Source organism: Parabacteroides sp. (genome assembly GCF_977054455.1).
The window spans coordinates 91592-108405 of the sequence record NZ_CDRTCT010000011.1 but is presented as its reverse complement, the minus strand read 5'-3'; the positions used below and the strand labels follow the sequence as shown (position 1 = coordinate 108405).

Sequence of the window (16814 nt, the reverse complement as noted above, 5' to 3'; positions counted from 1 at the left end):
TAAATTATACAATATGAAAAAGAGTGTATTAAGCATGCTCGCCGTAGCAGCATTAGTGTTTGGAATGACTTCCTGCAACGGAGCCAAGAAAACAAGCGAAGAAGCCGAAAAGACTGAAGAAGCCGCTGTTATAGCAGGTAAGGCTCCGAAAGACCTGTTGACCGAGGAGTTGAAACAAGAGACAATTCAATTGTTGAAGGACATGCCGGATTCTGATATTCCTTACCGTCTTTCGACTGGTGAAGTGAAAGTAAATGTGGGTGATATCAAGTATATGGTGCCGGTTAGTAAGGCTGCCGAATTGAGCACTCCGACGCAGAAGGCCCGTGCATTGGGTATGTACATGGCTGATTATAACGTCCTGAAGGCGATCGGTAAGCCGACAGCCGAAGTGGAAGGCGTAATTGCCAAGTTGGCCACAGACCTGAATGTGTCGTTTGTTTTGGATATCCTGAAAGAACAGGCTCCGAAAGATGCGACTAAAGAACAATTGCAAGCTTTCCTGAACGCACAGGAAGACAAGATCATCGAAAAGATGGCTGCCGAAAACAAAATAGATGCCGAAGTTGAAATGTTAGGCGCTGCTTCTGCCGAATATGCTTGCCTGGTTGCCAATCCTACATTGGTTGTAGAGGGCGATGCTACTTCTGCCGGACTTTCTGCAAATATGGAAAAACGTGTCAGCATGCTGGAAGAAGTGGTTGCCGATTTGGCTGCTTACTATCCTGACCTGAAACAGTTAGGCGAAACGATTGCTCCGCTGAAAGAAAAAGTTGCTTCTATCCAGGGCGCTCGTGCTGCAAATGCCGAGATCATGGGTATCCGCGATGCTTTGTTGAAGTAAGTTTCCTATACATTAATATAATAAGTAGCCCGACTTCCTATTGGAGGCCGGGCTACTTATTTTAGGGGGATGATCAACTTGCGATTGCACAACTCGCCTTTATCACCCTTTATAGCAGATTGAAAGCAACGTAATATCGTCTGATTGGACTGCACCGACAACAAACTCGCCCACCGTTTCGGTTATCTTTTCCACCACCTCTTTCGGGTCCTTTCCGGCGAGTGTCCGGCAGTTTTCGAGCAACCGTTGTTCGCTGTACAGTTCATGCTTCGTGTTCATCGCCTCTGTTACCCCGTCGGTATAGAGGAAAAGGTTATCGCCCGGCGACAGCTTCAATTCCTTTTCGTGGTAGCCGGCATCGTTGATTGCTCCCAATATTAAATCGCCTGTGGGCGGGACTTTGGAAACGGAACCGTCTTTTTTCATCAGGATAGGCGGGTTGTGGCCTGCATTGCAATAGGTGACGACGCCCGTATGGATATTCAGGATGCCATAGAACACGGTTACGAACATATCGTTTACGCTTTCCTGGCAGAGAATGTTATTGGAACGTTGCATGCACATGGATGCCGAATTCTCGGTCAGCGCGATGGCACGTATCACAGTCCGGCTGATCGCCATGAAGATGGCGGCGGGAACCCCCTTGCCCGACACGTCGGCAATGACGAAGCCCAGGCGGTCCTGGTCGATGCGGAAGAAATCATAAAAATCTCCTCCTACATATTTGGCTGCACTCATATAGGCGTACAGGTCGAACGATTTCAGCTCCGGAAACGGAGGGAATGTCTTGGGCAGGATCGTCTGCTGGATTTCCTGGGCGACGTGCAGGTCGTTCTGGATGGATTCCAACTGCGTGTGTTCCTTTTGCGCCTGCTTGATGAAGGCGATCTGCTCGGCCGCCTTTTCGATGGTACGTTCGAGATCTTCGAGGTTGATCGGCTTGGTCGTGAAGTCGAAAGCCCCCTGGTTCATGGCGCTGCGGATATTCTCCATATCGCCGTAGGCCGATACCATGATGCATTTCAGTGCCGGGTTACGCATCTCGTTGATCTTCGTGAGCAGCGTGAGACCGTCCATCTCCGGCATGTTGATGTCGCTCAGGATCACATCGAAGTCCGGCATGGCAAGCATCATCTGGAGCGCTTCCAGCCCGTTGTGGGCGAAATGGAATTCGTATTCGCCTTTCTTTATCTTGCGCCGGAAATATTGGGTCAACAGTATTTCCAGGTCCAGTTCGTCGTCTACACTTAATATTTTTATAGCCATAGTAGCGTTGTTTCTCTTATTTATTGAATCGGAATGGTGATGGTGAACCGGGTGAACTCGTTCGGTTCGGATTCCATCTCGATCGTTCCGTTATGTTTTTGTTCGATAATCGATTTGGTGATAGAGAGGCCGAGACCGGTCCCTTCACCGACCGGCTTGGTAGTGAAGAACGGCGTATAAAGTTTTTCTTTGACCTCCTTCGTGATCCCTGAGCCATTGTCTTCGATAATCAGCCGTACCCGGTCGCCGTCCTTTTTCAAGCAGACTTTGATCGTCGGTTGGTAAGGACTTTCGGTAATGCCTTTGGACTTGCTGAAGACGGCATAGCAGGCATTATTCATCAGGTTGAGGACGGCACGGCTGAAGTCCTGCGGGATCACTTTGACCTGCGGGAGCGTCTCGTCGTATTCTTCCTGTATCGTAACATTGAAGCTTTTGTTATTGGCGCGGACGGCATGGTAGGAAAGCCATACATATTCTTTTGTCAGCCGGCAGAGGTCGGTCGGTATGTATTCGTCGTCCTTGCCGCGGGAATAGAGCAGGATGCCCCGGACGATGCTCGACGCGCGGTTCCCGTTTTCTTCTATCTTGCTCATGTTGCCTTTCAGGTCTTCCATAATTTCCCGGATCTCCTCGTCCGCATCGGCTGGGAGCTTGCTTTCCAGTTCGTCCAGTACGTCTTCCATATCTTGCAGCAACTTGCATGATAGTTTGCTGAAGTTGATTACGAAGTTGAGCGGGTTCTGTATCTCATGTGCGATACCGGCGCTCAACAGTCCGAGTGAAGCCATCTTTTCCTGCTGGCCGATCTGTTTTCTCAGACGTTCTAACTCTTTCATACTGTCTTCATTCATTGTTGTTGCTTTTTTGATAAATAGGAATCGTAATCATAAACTCGGTAAAGTGGTCCTTCTCGCTCTTCACGATGATGGAGCCTTGGTGGTTCAGGATCACCTCGCGGCAGAGGTACAAGCCGACACCCGCTGCCTCGGCAGTGGGCTTCGTGGTGAAGAACGGTTCGAATATCTTGGCTTTGATGTTGTCCTCGATGCCGATGCCGTTGTCGCGGATGCTGAGGAAGATCGTCCCGTTCAGCCTCTTTTCCACGTGTATGTTGATGACCGGCGTGAAGTCCTCTTTCTGCAGTTTCTTCAGCAATGCGTAGACGCTGTTCTTGAGCAGGCTGAGCATCACTTTGTTCATCTGCTCGATGTTGATCTCTGCGGTTGCGGGCTCTTCCGGGCAGTCGAGTTCGATCTGTATTTGCTTGTTCTCGATATCTTCTTTGAACTGCTTGCGGATCACGTCCACGTTCACCTTGCAGAGGTTGCCGATGTCCGTCGGAGTGACGTCGCCGTGACGGTCTTTCAACAGTTCTTCCATTGCTTTGACGATCCGGACGGTGTTGCAGCCGTGTTCGTTTATCTTCTGCAGGTTGCTGTTGATCATATCGAGGATCTCGATGCTGTCGGCGTAGTTCTCTTTTGACATGATCGCCTGTTCATCGGTGATGTTCTCCTTCAGGTCATTGATCAGGTTGACGGAAAGGCCGGCGAAGTTGTTGATGTAGTTGATCGGGTTCAGGATGCGGTCGACCAGCCCCTGCGTCAATTGTCCGACTGTCGCCAGCTTCTCCTTGCGGACCAGTTCGTCCTGCGCTTTGGCCAGGGCGTCGAGGGCTTCCGAGAGTTTCTTGGATTCGGTCAGCACCTGGTCGCGCTGGATGCGGAGTTCGATTGTCCGCTCCTCCACAACCTTTGCCAGGTATTCTTTTTGTTTCAGCTGTTTGTGTAACCTCCCTTTGTAAATATAGAGGACGCATTGGGCGACGATCAAGGAGGCGATCCATCCTCCCCAGTCGTAATACATCGACAGGATGATCAGGATCCAGTCGGCTAATATGATCTTCTCTATAACCTGACGCTTTATTTTGAGCGCTGCAATATCCTTGATGTCGAAGTCTGCCATATCAATGAATGTCTTTTGTCATGGTGAGTATATTTTTTCCGTCTGAATGACTGTAGGTGACTCCCGTCATCAGTTGTTTGACCAGATAGATCCCAAGTCCGCCGATAGGGCGCTCTTCCAGCGAAAGCGTCAGATCCGGCTCCTGCCTTTCAAGCGGGTTGAAAGCGATGCCGGTGTCGGTTATGACGATTGTCAGCCGTTTGTTCTCGCAGCTCATGTCGATACGGATGTCCTGGTCTTTCTTGTCCGGATAGGCGTACAGGATGACATTGGTCACGGCTTCTTCAAGTGCCAGTTTGATCTGCATCGACTGTAGTTCTTCCAGTCCGTAAATGCCGGCTTGCCGGTCCAGAAACTCGTAGAGGCGGGTTAACTGTTCCAGTTCGTTCTTGATATGTAGCGTATTTGCCATCTGCCGGAATAAGGACGCTTGTTATTCGATCGTGAGGATATGGGAGAACCCGGTGATGTTCAGGATTTCCATGATCTCATTCCGGATGTTCTTCAACCGGAAGGCTCCTCCTTTGCTCTTCATCCCTTTTTGCAGCGTAAGGAGCAGGCGGAGTCCGGCACTGCTGATGTAGGTCAGTTCCGCACCGTCGAGCACTACCGTTTGCGCTTCCCCCTGCAGGATGGGAGCGATCTCTTTTTCAAGATCGACGGAAGTTAACGTATCTAATTGTCCGGAAAGGCTGATGACAGTCTCTTTTCCGTTTTCTATTGTTATCTTCATGATTTGTTCCTATTCTGATTTACGTTCGAGCAAAAGTATAGATTATCCTTTACGTGAGCAAGTTATTTGTAACGATTTGTGTTATCGGTACGAATATTTCATTTATCTTTGCGGGTGTAGTGCTAAGTACGCTGTTGGATATGGCGGAAAGTAAAGGATTTGTATTGTTTGTAGGAGTTTGGTCTACTGTTATGTTTGTAGCCACTGGATTTGTTATTTATGATTTAAAACATAAAAAGTAAAGAATATGGAACCAGCAGTAGTTTTATTTGGAAGTTTGGCTATAGGTAGTACGATTGGCTTGATTGCACTTCTTATCTATAAGTATCGGATTGAACATAAAGAAGATGAAAAAGTATGATGAAACTCTGGCCTTGCTATTGTACTTTTGATTCGGAATTATAAAAGGAAGAAAAAATAATTAAAAAGAAAGGAGCTGTCAAAATCGACAGCTCCTTTCTTTTTAATTATTTTCTCAACCTTCCGATCAGCCGTCCAACCTCTCCGATCCAGAGAACCAGTGAAGTCGAGCCGATAATGATTCCCCAGTCTTTCCAGGATAGCGGAACGACACTGAACATCTCGCCGCCGAACGTGACGATCAGGTATTGTCCGACGATGATAAGCAAGGCCACCATCAGGAAACTCTTGCTCTCTTTGAGGTTGGCGAATGCCGAACGTCCTTCCATGAACGCTTTTGCGTTGAACATGTTCCAGAACTGGAGCATTACGAAGAAACTGAAGAACCAGGACAGGTCGTGCGGCGTCAGTCCGTCCTGTGCATGGAAGTGGAGCAACAATCCCATCAAGACGATTACGAATGCGAGGCCGACACCGAAAATGTTGTAAGCCATCGGGCGGGTAATGATGAAGTCGCCGTCCTTGCCGCTCCGGCGCGGTTTGTCTTCCATCACCCGTTCGTTAGGCGGCAACGAAGCCAGCGCCCCGGCGGCAAATGTATCCATGATCAGGTTGACCCAAAGCATCTGGGTGATCGTGAGCGGAGATTCCGTTCCCAAGAGGGAACCTAACAACACGATCAGGCAGGCCGCCACATTGATCGTCAACTGGAACAACAGGAATTTCTGAATGTTCCGGTACAGGGAACGTCCCCACATCACCGCACGGGTAATGCTGCTGAACGAGTTGTCTATAATCGTGATGTCGCTTGCCTCTTTCGCCACGGAGGTCCCGTCTCCCATGGACAGGCCGACTTGTGCTGCTTTCAGGGCCGGGGCGTCGTTGGTCCCGTCGCCGGTTACGGCAACTACGGCTCCTTTTTGTTGCAACAATTGTACCAGGCGTTGTTTGTCGGTTGGGCGGGCGCGGCACATGATCTTCAGGTCGAGCACGCGGTCCAGCGCTTCTTCGTCGGTCAAGGCTTCGAAGCCCGGTCCGGTGATGATGTTGCGTTCGGTGTCTTGGGCTTTCCATGTTCCGATCTGCCGTCCGATCTCTTTGGCCGTGCCCGGAGTGTCGCCGGTCACGATCTTGATGTCGATACCGGCATCAAGGCAACTTTGAACGGCTGCCGGAACATCGGCACGCACAGGGTCGGAGATGGCGACGATACCTAAATAGGTAAGGTCCGTCTTGTGCAGCCGTCCGTTTGCAAAGAACGCGGCCTCCTGTCCGTCTTCCAATATCTGATAGGCAAATCCCAACGTACGCATAGCCTGGTTCTGATAGTCCAGCAATTGTTTTTCGATGCCGGCTTTGCACTCCTCTACCGGTTTATAGGTCCCGTCGATTGCCACCCGGTTGCAGTTGGCCAGTACGATTTCCGGAGCACCTTTGACATACAGCACGCGTTTTCCCAGCAGGGACGACTGTACGACCGTCGCCATATATTTCCGTTCGGTGGAGAAAGTCAGCTGGTCCAGGATCCGGTCGTTTTCCCGTATTTCCAGATAATTCTGGTGTTGGCCGTTCAGCCATAGCAGCAAGGCTGCTTCCGTCGGGTTTCCCAATGTTTTGATCTTTTCCTCGGAGAAATCGAGGTAGGCGGTCGAATTGACCGATATGCCTTCTTTTATCAGGTCGCTCAGTTCGTCGTCCCCTAATTTCTGGTCTTTCAGGTTGTAAAAGTTCGTCTGGTACACCTGCATCTGGTTCTGTGTAAGCGTCCCGGTCTTGTCGGTACAGATAACGGTGGTAGCCCCCATCGTTTCGCAGGCGTGCATTTTACGGACCAGATTGTTTGTTTTCAGCATACGGTTCATGCTGAGTGCAAGGCTGAGGGTCACGCTCATCGGCAAGCCTTCCGGTACGGATACGACGATCAGCGTGACGGCTACCATAAAGATATTCAGGATGTGGGAGATCAGGTCCATGACCGGCATCCCGGATGAGGACAGCAGGACTTTTGTCAGCAGTGCGATGAAAGTGATGGCGGCAATCGCATAGCCGGCTTTACTGATCACTTTTGCCAGTCCTGCCAGCTGCATCTGCAACGGCGTGTCGATGTTGTTTTCTATCTGCGAGCCTTCATACACCTTTCCGTATCCGGTTTCATCGCCGACTTTTTCCACAGCCATTACGCCATGTCCGTCGACAACAGTCGTTCCGCGCATGACGACATTGGACGGGTAGGTCGCTTCTTCATCGAAATCCGCCTCATTTGTCGTCTTGCTGATGATCGGTTCGCCGGTCAGTGTCGATTCGTTGATCTGTAGGGAGATCGCTTCCAGCAAATGTCCGTCGGCCGGGACTTCTTCTCCCGTTTCCAGTACGACAATATCGCCGACAACCACCTCTTTTCGCGGAACCTGGCAGATATTCCCTTCGCGGATCACCTTCACGAAAATATCATCATTGACCGTATTCAGAACATCGAAGGCACGGTTTGCCTTGACCTCGAAAAAGAAGCCGACACACGATGCCAGCATGATTGCGAAGAATATGCCGATCGGTTCGAGGAAGGCGGTGAAGCCTTTGCCCTCCGGTCCCCAACAATGTACGCCGGCGATAATCATGGATAAGAACCATGCTACCAATAGGATCTTGATAATCGGATCGTTGAATTTTTCAAGAAATTGGCTCCATAGAGAAGCTTTCTCCGGAGGTGTGAGGATGTTTTCGCCGTGAAGGCGCCTGCTTTCTTCTACTTCTTGTTTGGTTAATCCTTGATACTGATGTTTTTTCTCCATAAATTATTAATCTGTTTCAGAAAATTGAAGGAGCAAATTACGCAAAGTTATAGGACATATACAAATACAAGGTGTTAATGTTTGAAATAAGAAGGGAGGTCCTGCGCCCGGAACCGTTTTACGAATAATTCGTTTGCTTTTCTCACGGTTTTTTCAGACGGTGAGAAAAGATTCTCATGCTGGTGAGAAAAGATTCTCACCGATGTGAGAAATAATTCTCATGCTGTTGGGAAAGGTTTCTCATGCGGATGAGAACCTGCATCGCCTGAATCGTTTTATTCTTTTCCTTTTTAATGTATTTTAATATCATTGGAATAAACCTTTTGAGGCATTGGACTGTCTTATATATATAAGGCAAATAATAGTGTTTGGTTATTTAAGGCTTATGAAGAATGTTAGGTTATTATTTTTGATAGGGATTGTCCTTATGATCGGAGGACAATCCCTTTATTCTCAAAACAAGAAGGAAAGGAAAGAACAAAAAGCTAAAGACATAAAAGAAATGATAGAAAGCGGCCGGTTTACGATAGATGTGGACCGGGCGTTGCCAATGGGAGGACGCACGGTTCATCTGACGACTCCTTATTCTCTTGAGATGCGCGGTGACTCGGCGATTTCTTATCTGCCTTATTTCGGCAGGGCATATTCTTTGCCGTACGGTGGTGGCGACGGGATGCGTTTTGAAGAATCAATTACCGATTATCAATCCACCTTCGATAAGAAGGGGACCGCTCGAATTAAGTTCGTAGCCCGTACCAAGGAAGATACTTTCCGCTTCGATGTGCAAGTATTTTCAAATGGTTCCGCGATCATAAGCGTAACGCCGGCCAACAGGCAGAATATCACATACCAGGGAGAACTGGCTCCGAAGAAGGAGGATTGAGCAGACGTCCTTGCCGCGCATTTCGTTCTGAAATACGTTTATTTACCTTGGCTGTAAATTCAAAATTCTTAAGTCCCCAATCGGGTGCAATCAGCAGCTCTTTGGGGGATTGCGATACGAACCTCTCTACGGCAATAGAGGGGTTCAATCGTTCTATGAAGTCTATGACCAACTCGATGTATTCATCGGCGGTATAGAGGTGGAACCGTTCGGGATGTTCCGCCTGTTCTCGGGCCATGCGCGTACCTCGGATCAGTTGCAACTGGTGGAGCTTCAGTGTCGTGAGCGGAAGGGTGGACAGGATGTCGGCATGGTGCAAAATCTCTTCCCGGCTTTCTCCCGGAAGGCCTAAGATCAAGTGGGCTCCCGTATGGATGTTCCGGGCCGCCGTGCGACGGATGGCCTCTTCCGATTCGGCGTGTGTATGTCCCCGGTTGATACGGTCTAAGGTGCGGTCCAGCGTGCTCTCCAGGCCGTATTCGATCATCACGAACTTCTTTCGGGATAAAGCGGAGAAATAGTCCAGCAATTCTTCCGGCATGCAATCCGGCCGTGTACCGACGATCAGTCCGACGACATCCGGACAAGCGAGCGCTTCCTCATATTTTGCGATCAACGAGTTGAGTTCGTCATACGTGTTTGTATAGGCTTGGAAATAGGCCAGATATTTCATCTCCGGATATTTGCGGGAGAAAAAGCGGACGCCCTCTTCCAATTGTTCCGTTACGCTTTTTTCGGTATGGCAGTATTCCGGGCTGAACGTCTGGTTGTTGCAGTAGGTACAACCGCCGAAACCTTTCGTCCCGTCGCGGTTCGGGCAGGTGAAGCCGGCATTGATCGAAATCTTTTGCACTTTATAAGGGAAAACTTCCCGCAGGAAATCTCCGAAATCACGATATGGTTTACTGTTTTCCATGCAGGCAAAGGTAATTTATAATGGTTAAAGGGCAATGTCCGGTGGTTAATAATTTGATAAAATGATATCCGGAAGCCTTTGTTCTACACAAATATCCTTTAATCATTGAAGATTTACTGTCAAATACGACAAGAATGTAGTAACTTTGCAATCCGTTCTAACTGAAATATAAAGATAAAAATAGAATCATACATGAAACGATTAGGGTTTGGCGTTTTACTTTCGTTCCTGCTGGTTGGGAGCCTGGCAGCCCGGAATGGGAGCAAACGTGTCGATTTAAAAGAAATTACAGACGGCAAGTTCCGCCAAGTGACAAATATAGGGGAAATGCGTTCTATGCCTGACGGCGAGCACTATACGGCGATGAACGATGCCCGCAACATGATTGTAAAATATTCCTATCGCACCGGAAATCCGGTCGATACTCTATTCAATACAGGGAAAGCGCGTGAGTGTACGTTTGACAAGTTCGACGGATATACGATCAGCAGCACCGGACACCATATTCTCGTATGGCGCGATACGGAACCGATCTATCGCCGTTCGTTCAAGGCGAATGTGTACGACTACGATGTGCGCCGTAATTATGTGAAACCGATTTCCGATTCGAAAAACAAGCAGATGATTCCGACATTCTCGCCGGACGGGAGGATGGTCGCCTATGTGAGCGACAATAATATATGGATTCGTAAATTCGATTACGATACGGAAGTCCAGGTGACGAAAGACGGGGAGCTGAACAAAATCCTGAACGGCATTACCGATTGGGTCTATGAAGAAGAGTTTGCCGTAACGAACCTGATGGCCTGGTCGCCGAACAGCGAACAGCTGGCTTTTGTGCGTTTCGACGAATCGGAAGTCCCCGAATATTCGATGCAGATGTTCGGAGAGGGGTTATATCCCGGCTATTATAACTATAAATATCCGAAGGCCGGCGAGAAGAATTCGAAAGTGACGTTGCACTCTTATGACGTGGCGACGAAAGATACGAAGGAGCTGAAAGTTCCGGTCGAAGCGGACAGCTATATCCCGCGGATCGTTTTTACAAAAAATGACGATCAGTTGGCTGTGATGACCTTGAACCGTCATCAGAATGTCTTCAACATGTACTATGCGAATCCGAAAAGCGGCGTTTTCCGCCTGATCCTGCGTGATGAAAATAAGGCCTATGTCGATTCGGAGTGGTTGAACTCCATCCATTTTTATGCGAACAGTTTCTCTTATGTAAACGAACAGGATGGCTATGCGCATGTTTATCTGTATTCTCCTACGGGTGTGATGCAGCGCCAGGTGACGAAGGGCAATTGGGACGTGACGGCGTTCCTGGGCTATGATGAAGCGACAAAGACGGTCTATTATGAATCGGCCGAAGAAAGTCCGATCCGGCGTGCTATATATAAAATCGATGCGAAAGGAGTAAAGACGAAACTTTCGACACAGGAAGGAACGAATAATGCAACATTCAGTGATAACTTCGCGTATTATGTAAACCATTATTCGAATGCGAACACGCCGGTCAAAATTACCGTAAACGAGACGAAGTCGAATAAGGTGCTGCGTGTCCTGCAGGACAATGCCCGTCTGGTCGATAAACTGGCAGGCTATTCCTACGCCAAGAAGGAGTTTATCAAAGTGCGTACAGCTTCCGATTATGAGTTGAATGCTTGGATCGTGAAACCGGCCGACTTCGACGAATCGAAGAAATATCCGGTTCTGATGTTCCAGTACAGCGGCCCGAACTCCCAGCAGGTATTGGATAAATATGGCTTTGACTGGGAACAATATCTGGCGGCTAACGGGATCATTACGGTCTGTGTGGACGGACGCGGTACAGGTGCCCGCGGAGAAGCCTTCCGTAAATGTACCTACCTGCGGATGGGTGAACTGGAATCCAGGGACCAGGTGGAGGCTGCGCAGGCTTTAGGCAAATTGCCGTTTGTCGACAAGAGCCGCATGGCTATCTGGGGATGGAGTTTCGGCGGCTACAATACGCTGATGTCCATGAGTGTCGGCAACGGGACTTTCAAAGCCGGTATCGCTGTGGCGCCTCCTACCGATTGGAAATATTACGATTCGGTCTATACGGAACGTTTCATGCGTACGCCGAAAGAAAATTTTGAAGGCTATGCCGCTACTTCACCGATCCGTCTGGCGAAGGATTTGCAGGGAAAGCTGTTGCTGATCCACGGCACAGCCGACGATAATGTGCACTTCCAGCAGACGATGGATTATGCCGAAAGCTTGGTACAAGCCGGTAAACAGTTTGAAATGCAGGTGTACAAAGACCGTAACCATAGTATCTACGGTGGAAACACCCGCTATCACCTGTATACCAGAATGTCTAACTTTTTATTTGATAATTTGTAACTTATAATGTCAGAACATTTGAGAAAGCCGGATTGGCTAAAGATCCGGCTGGGTGGGAACGAACAGTTCACACGAACAAAAAGTATTGTCGAGTCCCACTGCCTGCATACGATCTGCACCAGCGGGAAATGTCCGAATATGGGAGAGTGCTGGAGCAGGGGGACGGCCACCTTTATGATTGCCGGAGATATCTGTACGCGTTCTTGCCGTTTCTGCAATACGTTGACCGGCAAGCCGCTCCCGCTGGACCCGAAGGAACCTGCGAATGTGGCGGAAAGCATCCGGTTGATGAATTTGAAACATGCGGTCATTACTTCTGTCGACCGGGATGATTTGCCTGATTTGGGTGCGCAGCATTGGGTCGATACGATCCGCACGATAAAAGCGGTCAATCCGGAGACGACGGTAGAGGTCTTGATCCCCGACTTTCAAGGACGGTTGGAACTGGTGGATAAAGTGGTGGCAGCCGCTCCCGAAATAATCTCCCATAATATGGAAACGGTTCGCCGTATCAGTCCCGAAGTGCGCAGTGCCGCGAAGTATGAGGTAAGCCTCTCCGTGCTTGCACGCATAGCCGCACAAGGGGTGGTGGCCAAGACCGGTATAATGGTGGGCTTGGGCGAAACGGTCGGGGAAGTTTGCGAATTGATGGATGACGTGCGGGCTGCAGGCGTTTCCGTCCTGACTATCGGACAATATTTGCAGCCAAGCCGGAAAAATATTCCGGTAAAAGAATACGTTACGCCTGAACAGTTCGAGTCTTATAAATCAATTGCTTTACAAAAAGGGTTCAAAAAGGTGGAGAGCGCTCCCTTGGTCCGTTCCTCTTATCACGCTGAAAAACACGTATGAAGGCAAGAACATTTCTCTGTTCAATTTGTTATGTTATAAAGGGAAAAAAGGGGGAAAGGATATGAACAAAGTAAAGAGAGGCTTGGATAACCAGGCCATTGGCTTAGTGCCGTTGTTGCTGTTTATGTTTTTGGATAATTATTTTTCGTATTTGTTATCCTTCGTAATCGGCGTCACTTTTTGTTTCGTTTGTGTTTTTTTGTATCAGATACTGAGTAAGGACAAGGTCTATCAATTTTTGTTATTACCGGCTGCAACAACATTGGTTCTTTATTCGATTTTTCTTTGCCTTCGGCTTGAGCCGGTGTTGTTTATTTATTCTCCGTTAATAACAGAAGTTTTGCTGGTAGTGGTATTGGCGTTTTTGGGGTTTGCCAAACGAACAATATTGCGGCGAATCCGGACTTCTCAGCATCCGACTTACAAGCGGACACTGATGCGTACGACGTTGAATGAATTCTTTTTTGTTGCCCAGCTCATCCAGAATCTCTATACGTTGCACCTGTTTATCATTTTGGTGTACAGTATTCTGCCGGAAACAATGCAGAGCGTCCGTATGGAGCGTTTCTTATACAGGGAGCTTGGGATCGTTATCGGGGTATTCCTGATTCTATACGAACAGATAAGGATCTCGATGATGCAAGGCAGCCTCCGAAAGGAAATGTGGTTGCCTGTATTGGATGACGGAGGGAAAGTGATCGGGTGCATAGCTCGTTCCGTAAGCCGTTCTTTACCCAAGAAGTATTATCATCCGATCGTACGTGTGGCTGTTATTTACCAGGGAATGCTTTATCTGGTAAGCAGAGGTAAAAAATCTTTTGTATCTCCTGATGCGATCGATTACCCGTTTTACGGTTATGTTTTGTTCCGCCATAGTATAGAAAGTACGGTACGTGAAACAATGGGTGATCTGGGGGAAAAAGAGGATGTGACGCCCCGCTTCCTGATCCGTTACACATTTGAAAACGAAAAGGTGAAACATTTGGTGAACCTGTATGTGATGTGTGTACGCTCAGAAGAAGTCATGAATCAGATCAAACAACCGAATGGAAAGCTCTGGACTTCCAAACAGATCGAAGAAAATCTGAATTCAGGCGTCTTCAGCGAGTACTTTGAACAGGAATTTGCTTATTTGCAAAATACGGTCCTGCTGGCGGAAAATTTCTGCTGTAATGACTGCTGAGAATCGGTAAGGGTGCAAACGTGTGCGCTCTTACCGATTCCCTAATTCAATAACTTCCAAGTCTTTAATCTTATTCCCGTCTATAACGAAACGTACCAACGTTCTTACCTGATGAAACCCGCTCTTACCGGCGGCGCCCGGATTCATATACAAGCAATTTAAGCTCCTGTCGAACGCGACTTTCAGGATATGCGAATGTCCGGCAATGAAAAGATCGGGCCGGGTGTCATACAGTTCTTCCCTGATAAGCGGATTGTAACGTCCCGGATAGCCCCCGATATGCGTCATCATGACGTTCACTTCCTCGGCTTTGAAGTGGGCGACTTGCGGGTATTGCAGCCGGAGCGATTGCCCGTCTATATTGCCGTGTACGGCACGAAAAGGTTTCAAGGCGGCCAACTGTGCAGCCAATCCGTCCGAACCGATATCTCCTGCATGCCAGATTTCGTCACATTCCGAGAAATATTCCGCATATTTATCATCCCACCAGGCATGGGTATCTGAAAGAAGTCCTATTTTAAGCATAACAATTTCTTTTATCCCGCAAAAGTATTTATATTTACCGACCGAAGATAATAATACGATGGAGAATTCACATAAATACTTTAAACGTGATATTAGCTGGTTGTCCTTCAACTATCGCGTTTTGCTGGAAGCGGAAGATGAAACGCTCCCTATCTATGAACGTATCAAGTTTCTTTCGATCTATTCGTCCAATCTCGAAGAGTTTTACGAAATAAGGGTTGCCGAGCACCGGGGGGTGATCATGAAAAAGAATTTCACCGAAGAAAGCGGGGCGGAAGCGGAAGAGACGCTTGCCGAAATCACGGAGGAAGTGAACCGGCAGCAGCGCGAATACTATCGCATATTCTCCAAAGTGTTGCAGGAGTTGAACCGGCAGGATATCTACTTGTATCAGGACAGCCGGCCGGAACCGTTTCATGAGGAGTTCGTGCATAACTTTTTCAATGAAGAGGTATTCCCTTTCCTCTCACCGGTCATGATACAGGCAGGGGATATCCGCACGTTCATACGCGACCGCCGTCTCTATCTGGTGATCCGGATGATGAAAAAGAGCAAGCGGATGGGCGAACCCGATTATGTGCCGGACTATTATTATGCCCTGATGAAAATCCCGTATGCGAAAGTGCCCCGTTTTATCGAATTGCCTACGCATGAAGGGAAACACTATATCATGTTTATCGACGATATTATCCGGGCCAATTTGTCCAGTATCTTCCCCGGCTATGTGGTGGAGAGTTGCTACAGCATCAAGATTTCACGGGATGCCGATATCTACCTGGATGACGAGAAGGGCGGGAATATCGTGGAGAACATTCGCAAGAAAGTGAAAAAACGCAAGATCGGCGCCTTGAGCCGGTTTATGTACGACAGCAATATGCCCGATGATTTCTTGGCGTTTATATGCAATGCCTTTGGCATCACCACCGACGACCTGGTGCAGGGGGGACGGTATAACAACCTGCAGGATCTGATCAAACTGCCGAATCCGAAGGGGAAAGAGTTGGAACAGCAGGTCCCGTCGCCTATGCGCGTGCCTTTCCTGGACGAGATGGGTTCCGTCTTCCGGGCGGTGAAGAAGCGGGATATCCTGTTGCATTTCCCCTACCAGTCTTTCGACTATCTGATCCGTTTCCTGATGGAGGCGGCTTTCGATCCGAAAGTAGATGAAATCAAGATCACGCAATACCGGGTGGCGGAGAATTCGGCCGTGATCAATACGCTGATCAGCGCGGCGCAGAACGGCAAGAAGGTGACGGTCTTTGTGGAGCTGAAAGCCCGTTTCGACGAAGAGAACAATATGAGTACGGCCGAGCGGATGGAGCAGGCCGGCATCCGTATCATCTATAGCATTCCCGGCTTGAAAGTGCATGCAAAAGTGGCGGTTATCTTGCGGAAAGATACGGAGGACGGTAGCAAGCGGCGGGATTTTGCCTATCTGAGCACTGGCAATTTCAATGAAAAAACGGCGCGTATCTATTCCGATATGGCGTTGCTGACTTCGAATGCGGAATTGATAACCGACATAAACAAAGTGTTTGCGGTGCTGGAAGGGAAGCTGACCGGACCGACGTTCCGCCATCTGCTGGTTGCCCGTTTCAACATGGTTCCCGAACTAACACGTATGATCCATCGGGAGATCGAGCATGTGAAGGCCGGGCGTAAAGGCCGGATTATTCTGAAGATGAACGGTCTGCATGACCAGAATATGATTGATGAATTGTATAATGCGAGTGAGAACGGAGTGGAAATCGACCTGATCGTCCGGGGCATTTGCTGCCTGGTCCCGAACCGTCCGTTCAGTGCGAATATCCGGGTGACCCGTATTGTGGATATGTTTCTGGAGCATTCCCGCATCTGGTATTTCCATAATGACGGTAAGGAGGATTTGTTCCTGACTTCCGCCGATTGGATGCGCCGGAACCTGAATCGCCGTATAGAAACCGCTTTCCCGATCCTGAATCCGGAAATCAAGCGGAATATCATCGAGATCCTGAATATCCAGTTGCAAGATAACGTGAAAGCCTGTCTGATCGACGAACATCTGCATAACCACTTCAAGCGGGACGACAACCCGGTGAAAGTCCGGGCGCAATTGGCTATTTATGAGTATCTGAAAAATAAGATGTAG

General features: G+C 48.6%; 15 protein-coding genes. 7 read left to right on the top strand and 8 right to left on the bottom strand.

Translation table 11 applies throughout. The features are described from left to right. Positions 1-13 precede the first annotated feature (13 nt). A complete protein-coding gene (locus tag ACW6QF_RS07330; RefSeq protein WP_456087321.1) occupies positions 14-844 on the top strand; it encodes a hypothetical protein in 831 nt (276 codons plus the stop codon). A 102-nt stretch (positions 845-946) separates the two neighbouring features. On the opposite strand, the gene ACW6QF_RS07325 is transcribed toward ACW6QF_RS07330, so the two are convergent. Genes ACW6QF_RS07325 through ACW6QF_RS07305 form a run of 5 tightly spaced genes read right to left on the bottom strand, consistent with a single transcriptional unit; the run spans position 947 to position 4811 of the window. Beyond that, positions 947-2110 carry a PP2C family protein-serine/threonine phosphatase gene (locus ACW6QF_RS07325; RefSeq protein ID WP_298547176.1) on the bottom strand — a complete coding sequence of 388 codons (1164 nt, stop codon included), beginning with the start codon at positions 2108-2110 and terminating at the stop codon, positions 947-949. Positions 2111-2130: 20 nt separating this feature from the next. Next, positions 2131-2964, bottom strand: a complete 834-nt coding sequence (locus ACW6QF_RS07320; protein ID WP_456087320.1) for a sensor histidine kinase — start codon at positions 2962-2964, stop codon at positions 2131-2133. Next, positions 2957-4078: a sensor histidine kinase gene (locus tag ACW6QF_RS07315; protein ID WP_298547181.1), complete on the bottom strand. Its 1122-nt coding sequence runs from the start codon at positions 4076-4078 to the stop codon at positions 2957-2959. The genes ACW6QF_RS07320 and ACW6QF_RS07315 overlap by 8 nt, the downstream gene beginning before the upstream one ends. Position 4079: 1 nt before the next feature. After that, entirely contained in the window at positions 4080-4490 is a 411-nt protein-coding gene (locus tag ACW6QF_RS07310) for an ATP-binding protein (protein WP_298547184.1), read from the bottom strand. A gap of 21 nt (positions 4491-4511) precedes the next feature. Beyond that, the gene (locus ACW6QF_RS07305) at positions 4512-4811 is read right to left on the bottom strand and encodes an STAS domain-containing protein (protein ID WP_456087319.1); all 300 of its coding nucleotides are present in this window, start codon (positions 4809-4811) and stop codon (positions 4512-4514) included. 53 nt (positions 4812-4864) lie between these two features. Between ACW6QF_RS07305 and ACW6QF_RS07300 the strand changes: the two genes are divergently transcribed. Then, positions 4865-5053: a hypothetical protein gene (locus ACW6QF_RS07300; RefSeq protein ID WP_456087318.1), complete on the top strand. Its 189-nt coding sequence runs from the start codon at positions 4865-4867 to the stop codon at positions 5051-5053. A gap of 225 nt (positions 5054-5278) precedes the next feature. Here the strand turns inward: ACW6QF_RS07300 and ACW6QF_RS07295 are convergent, their stop codons facing one another. Continuing rightward, positions 5279-7960, bottom strand: a complete 2682-nt coding sequence (locus ACW6QF_RS07295; RefSeq protein ID WP_456087317.1) for a calcium-translocating P-type ATPase, PMCA-type — start codon at positions 7958-7960, stop codon at positions 5279-5281. Between the two features lie 385 nt (positions 7961-8345). Here ACW6QF_RS07295 and ACW6QF_RS07290 point away from each other — a divergent pair, with 385 nt between their 5' ends. Then, a complete protein-coding gene (locus ACW6QF_RS07290; protein WP_456087316.1) occupies positions 8346-8843 on the top strand; it encodes a DUF4251 domain-containing protein in 498 nt (165 codons plus the stop codon). On the opposite strand, the gene ACW6QF_RS07285 is transcribed toward ACW6QF_RS07290, so the two are convergent. Then, a complete protein-coding gene (locus tag ACW6QF_RS07285; RefSeq protein WP_456087315.1) occupies positions 8803-9759 on the bottom strand; it encodes a TIGR01212 family radical SAM protein in 957 nt (318 codons plus the stop codon). The genes ACW6QF_RS07290 and ACW6QF_RS07285 overlap by 41 nt on opposite strands. A gap of 192 nt (positions 9760-9951) precedes the next feature. Between ACW6QF_RS07285 and ACW6QF_RS07280 the strand changes: the two genes are divergently transcribed. The 3 genes from ACW6QF_RS07280 (at position 9952) to ACW6QF_RS07270 (ending at position 14161) form a co-directional block, all read left to right on the top strand. Continuing rightward, positions 9952-12126, top strand: a complete 2175-nt coding sequence (locus tag ACW6QF_RS07280) for a S9 family peptidase (protein ID WP_456087314.1) — start codon at positions 9952-9954, stop codon at positions 12124-12126. Between the two features lie 6 nt (positions 12127-12132). Next, entirely contained in the window at positions 12133-12978 is an 846-nt protein-coding gene (gene lipA, locus ACW6QF_RS07275; protein WP_298549830.1) for a lipoyl synthase, read from the top strand. A 61-nt stretch (positions 12979-13039) separates the two neighbouring features. Further along, a complete protein-coding gene (locus tag ACW6QF_RS07270) occupies positions 13040-14161 on the top strand; it encodes a hypothetical protein (RefSeq protein ID WP_456087313.1) in 1122 nt (373 codons plus the stop codon). Positions 14162-14191: 30 nt separating this feature from the next. On the opposite strand, the gene ACW6QF_RS07265 is transcribed toward ACW6QF_RS07270, so the two are convergent. Continuing rightward, the gene (locus ACW6QF_RS07265) at positions 14192-14686 is read right to left on the bottom strand and encodes a metallophosphoesterase family protein (RefSeq protein WP_456087312.1); all 495 of its coding nucleotides are present in this window, start codon (positions 14684-14686) and stop codon (positions 14192-14194) included. Between the two features lie 58 nt (positions 14687-14744). Here ACW6QF_RS07265 and ACW6QF_RS07260 point away from each other — a divergent pair, with 58 nt between their 5' ends. Continuing rightward, positions 14745-16814, top strand: coding sequence for an RNA degradosome polyphosphate kinase (locus tag ACW6QF_RS07260; protein WP_456087311.1), 2070 nt, complete (start codon positions 14745-14747; stop codon positions 16812-16814).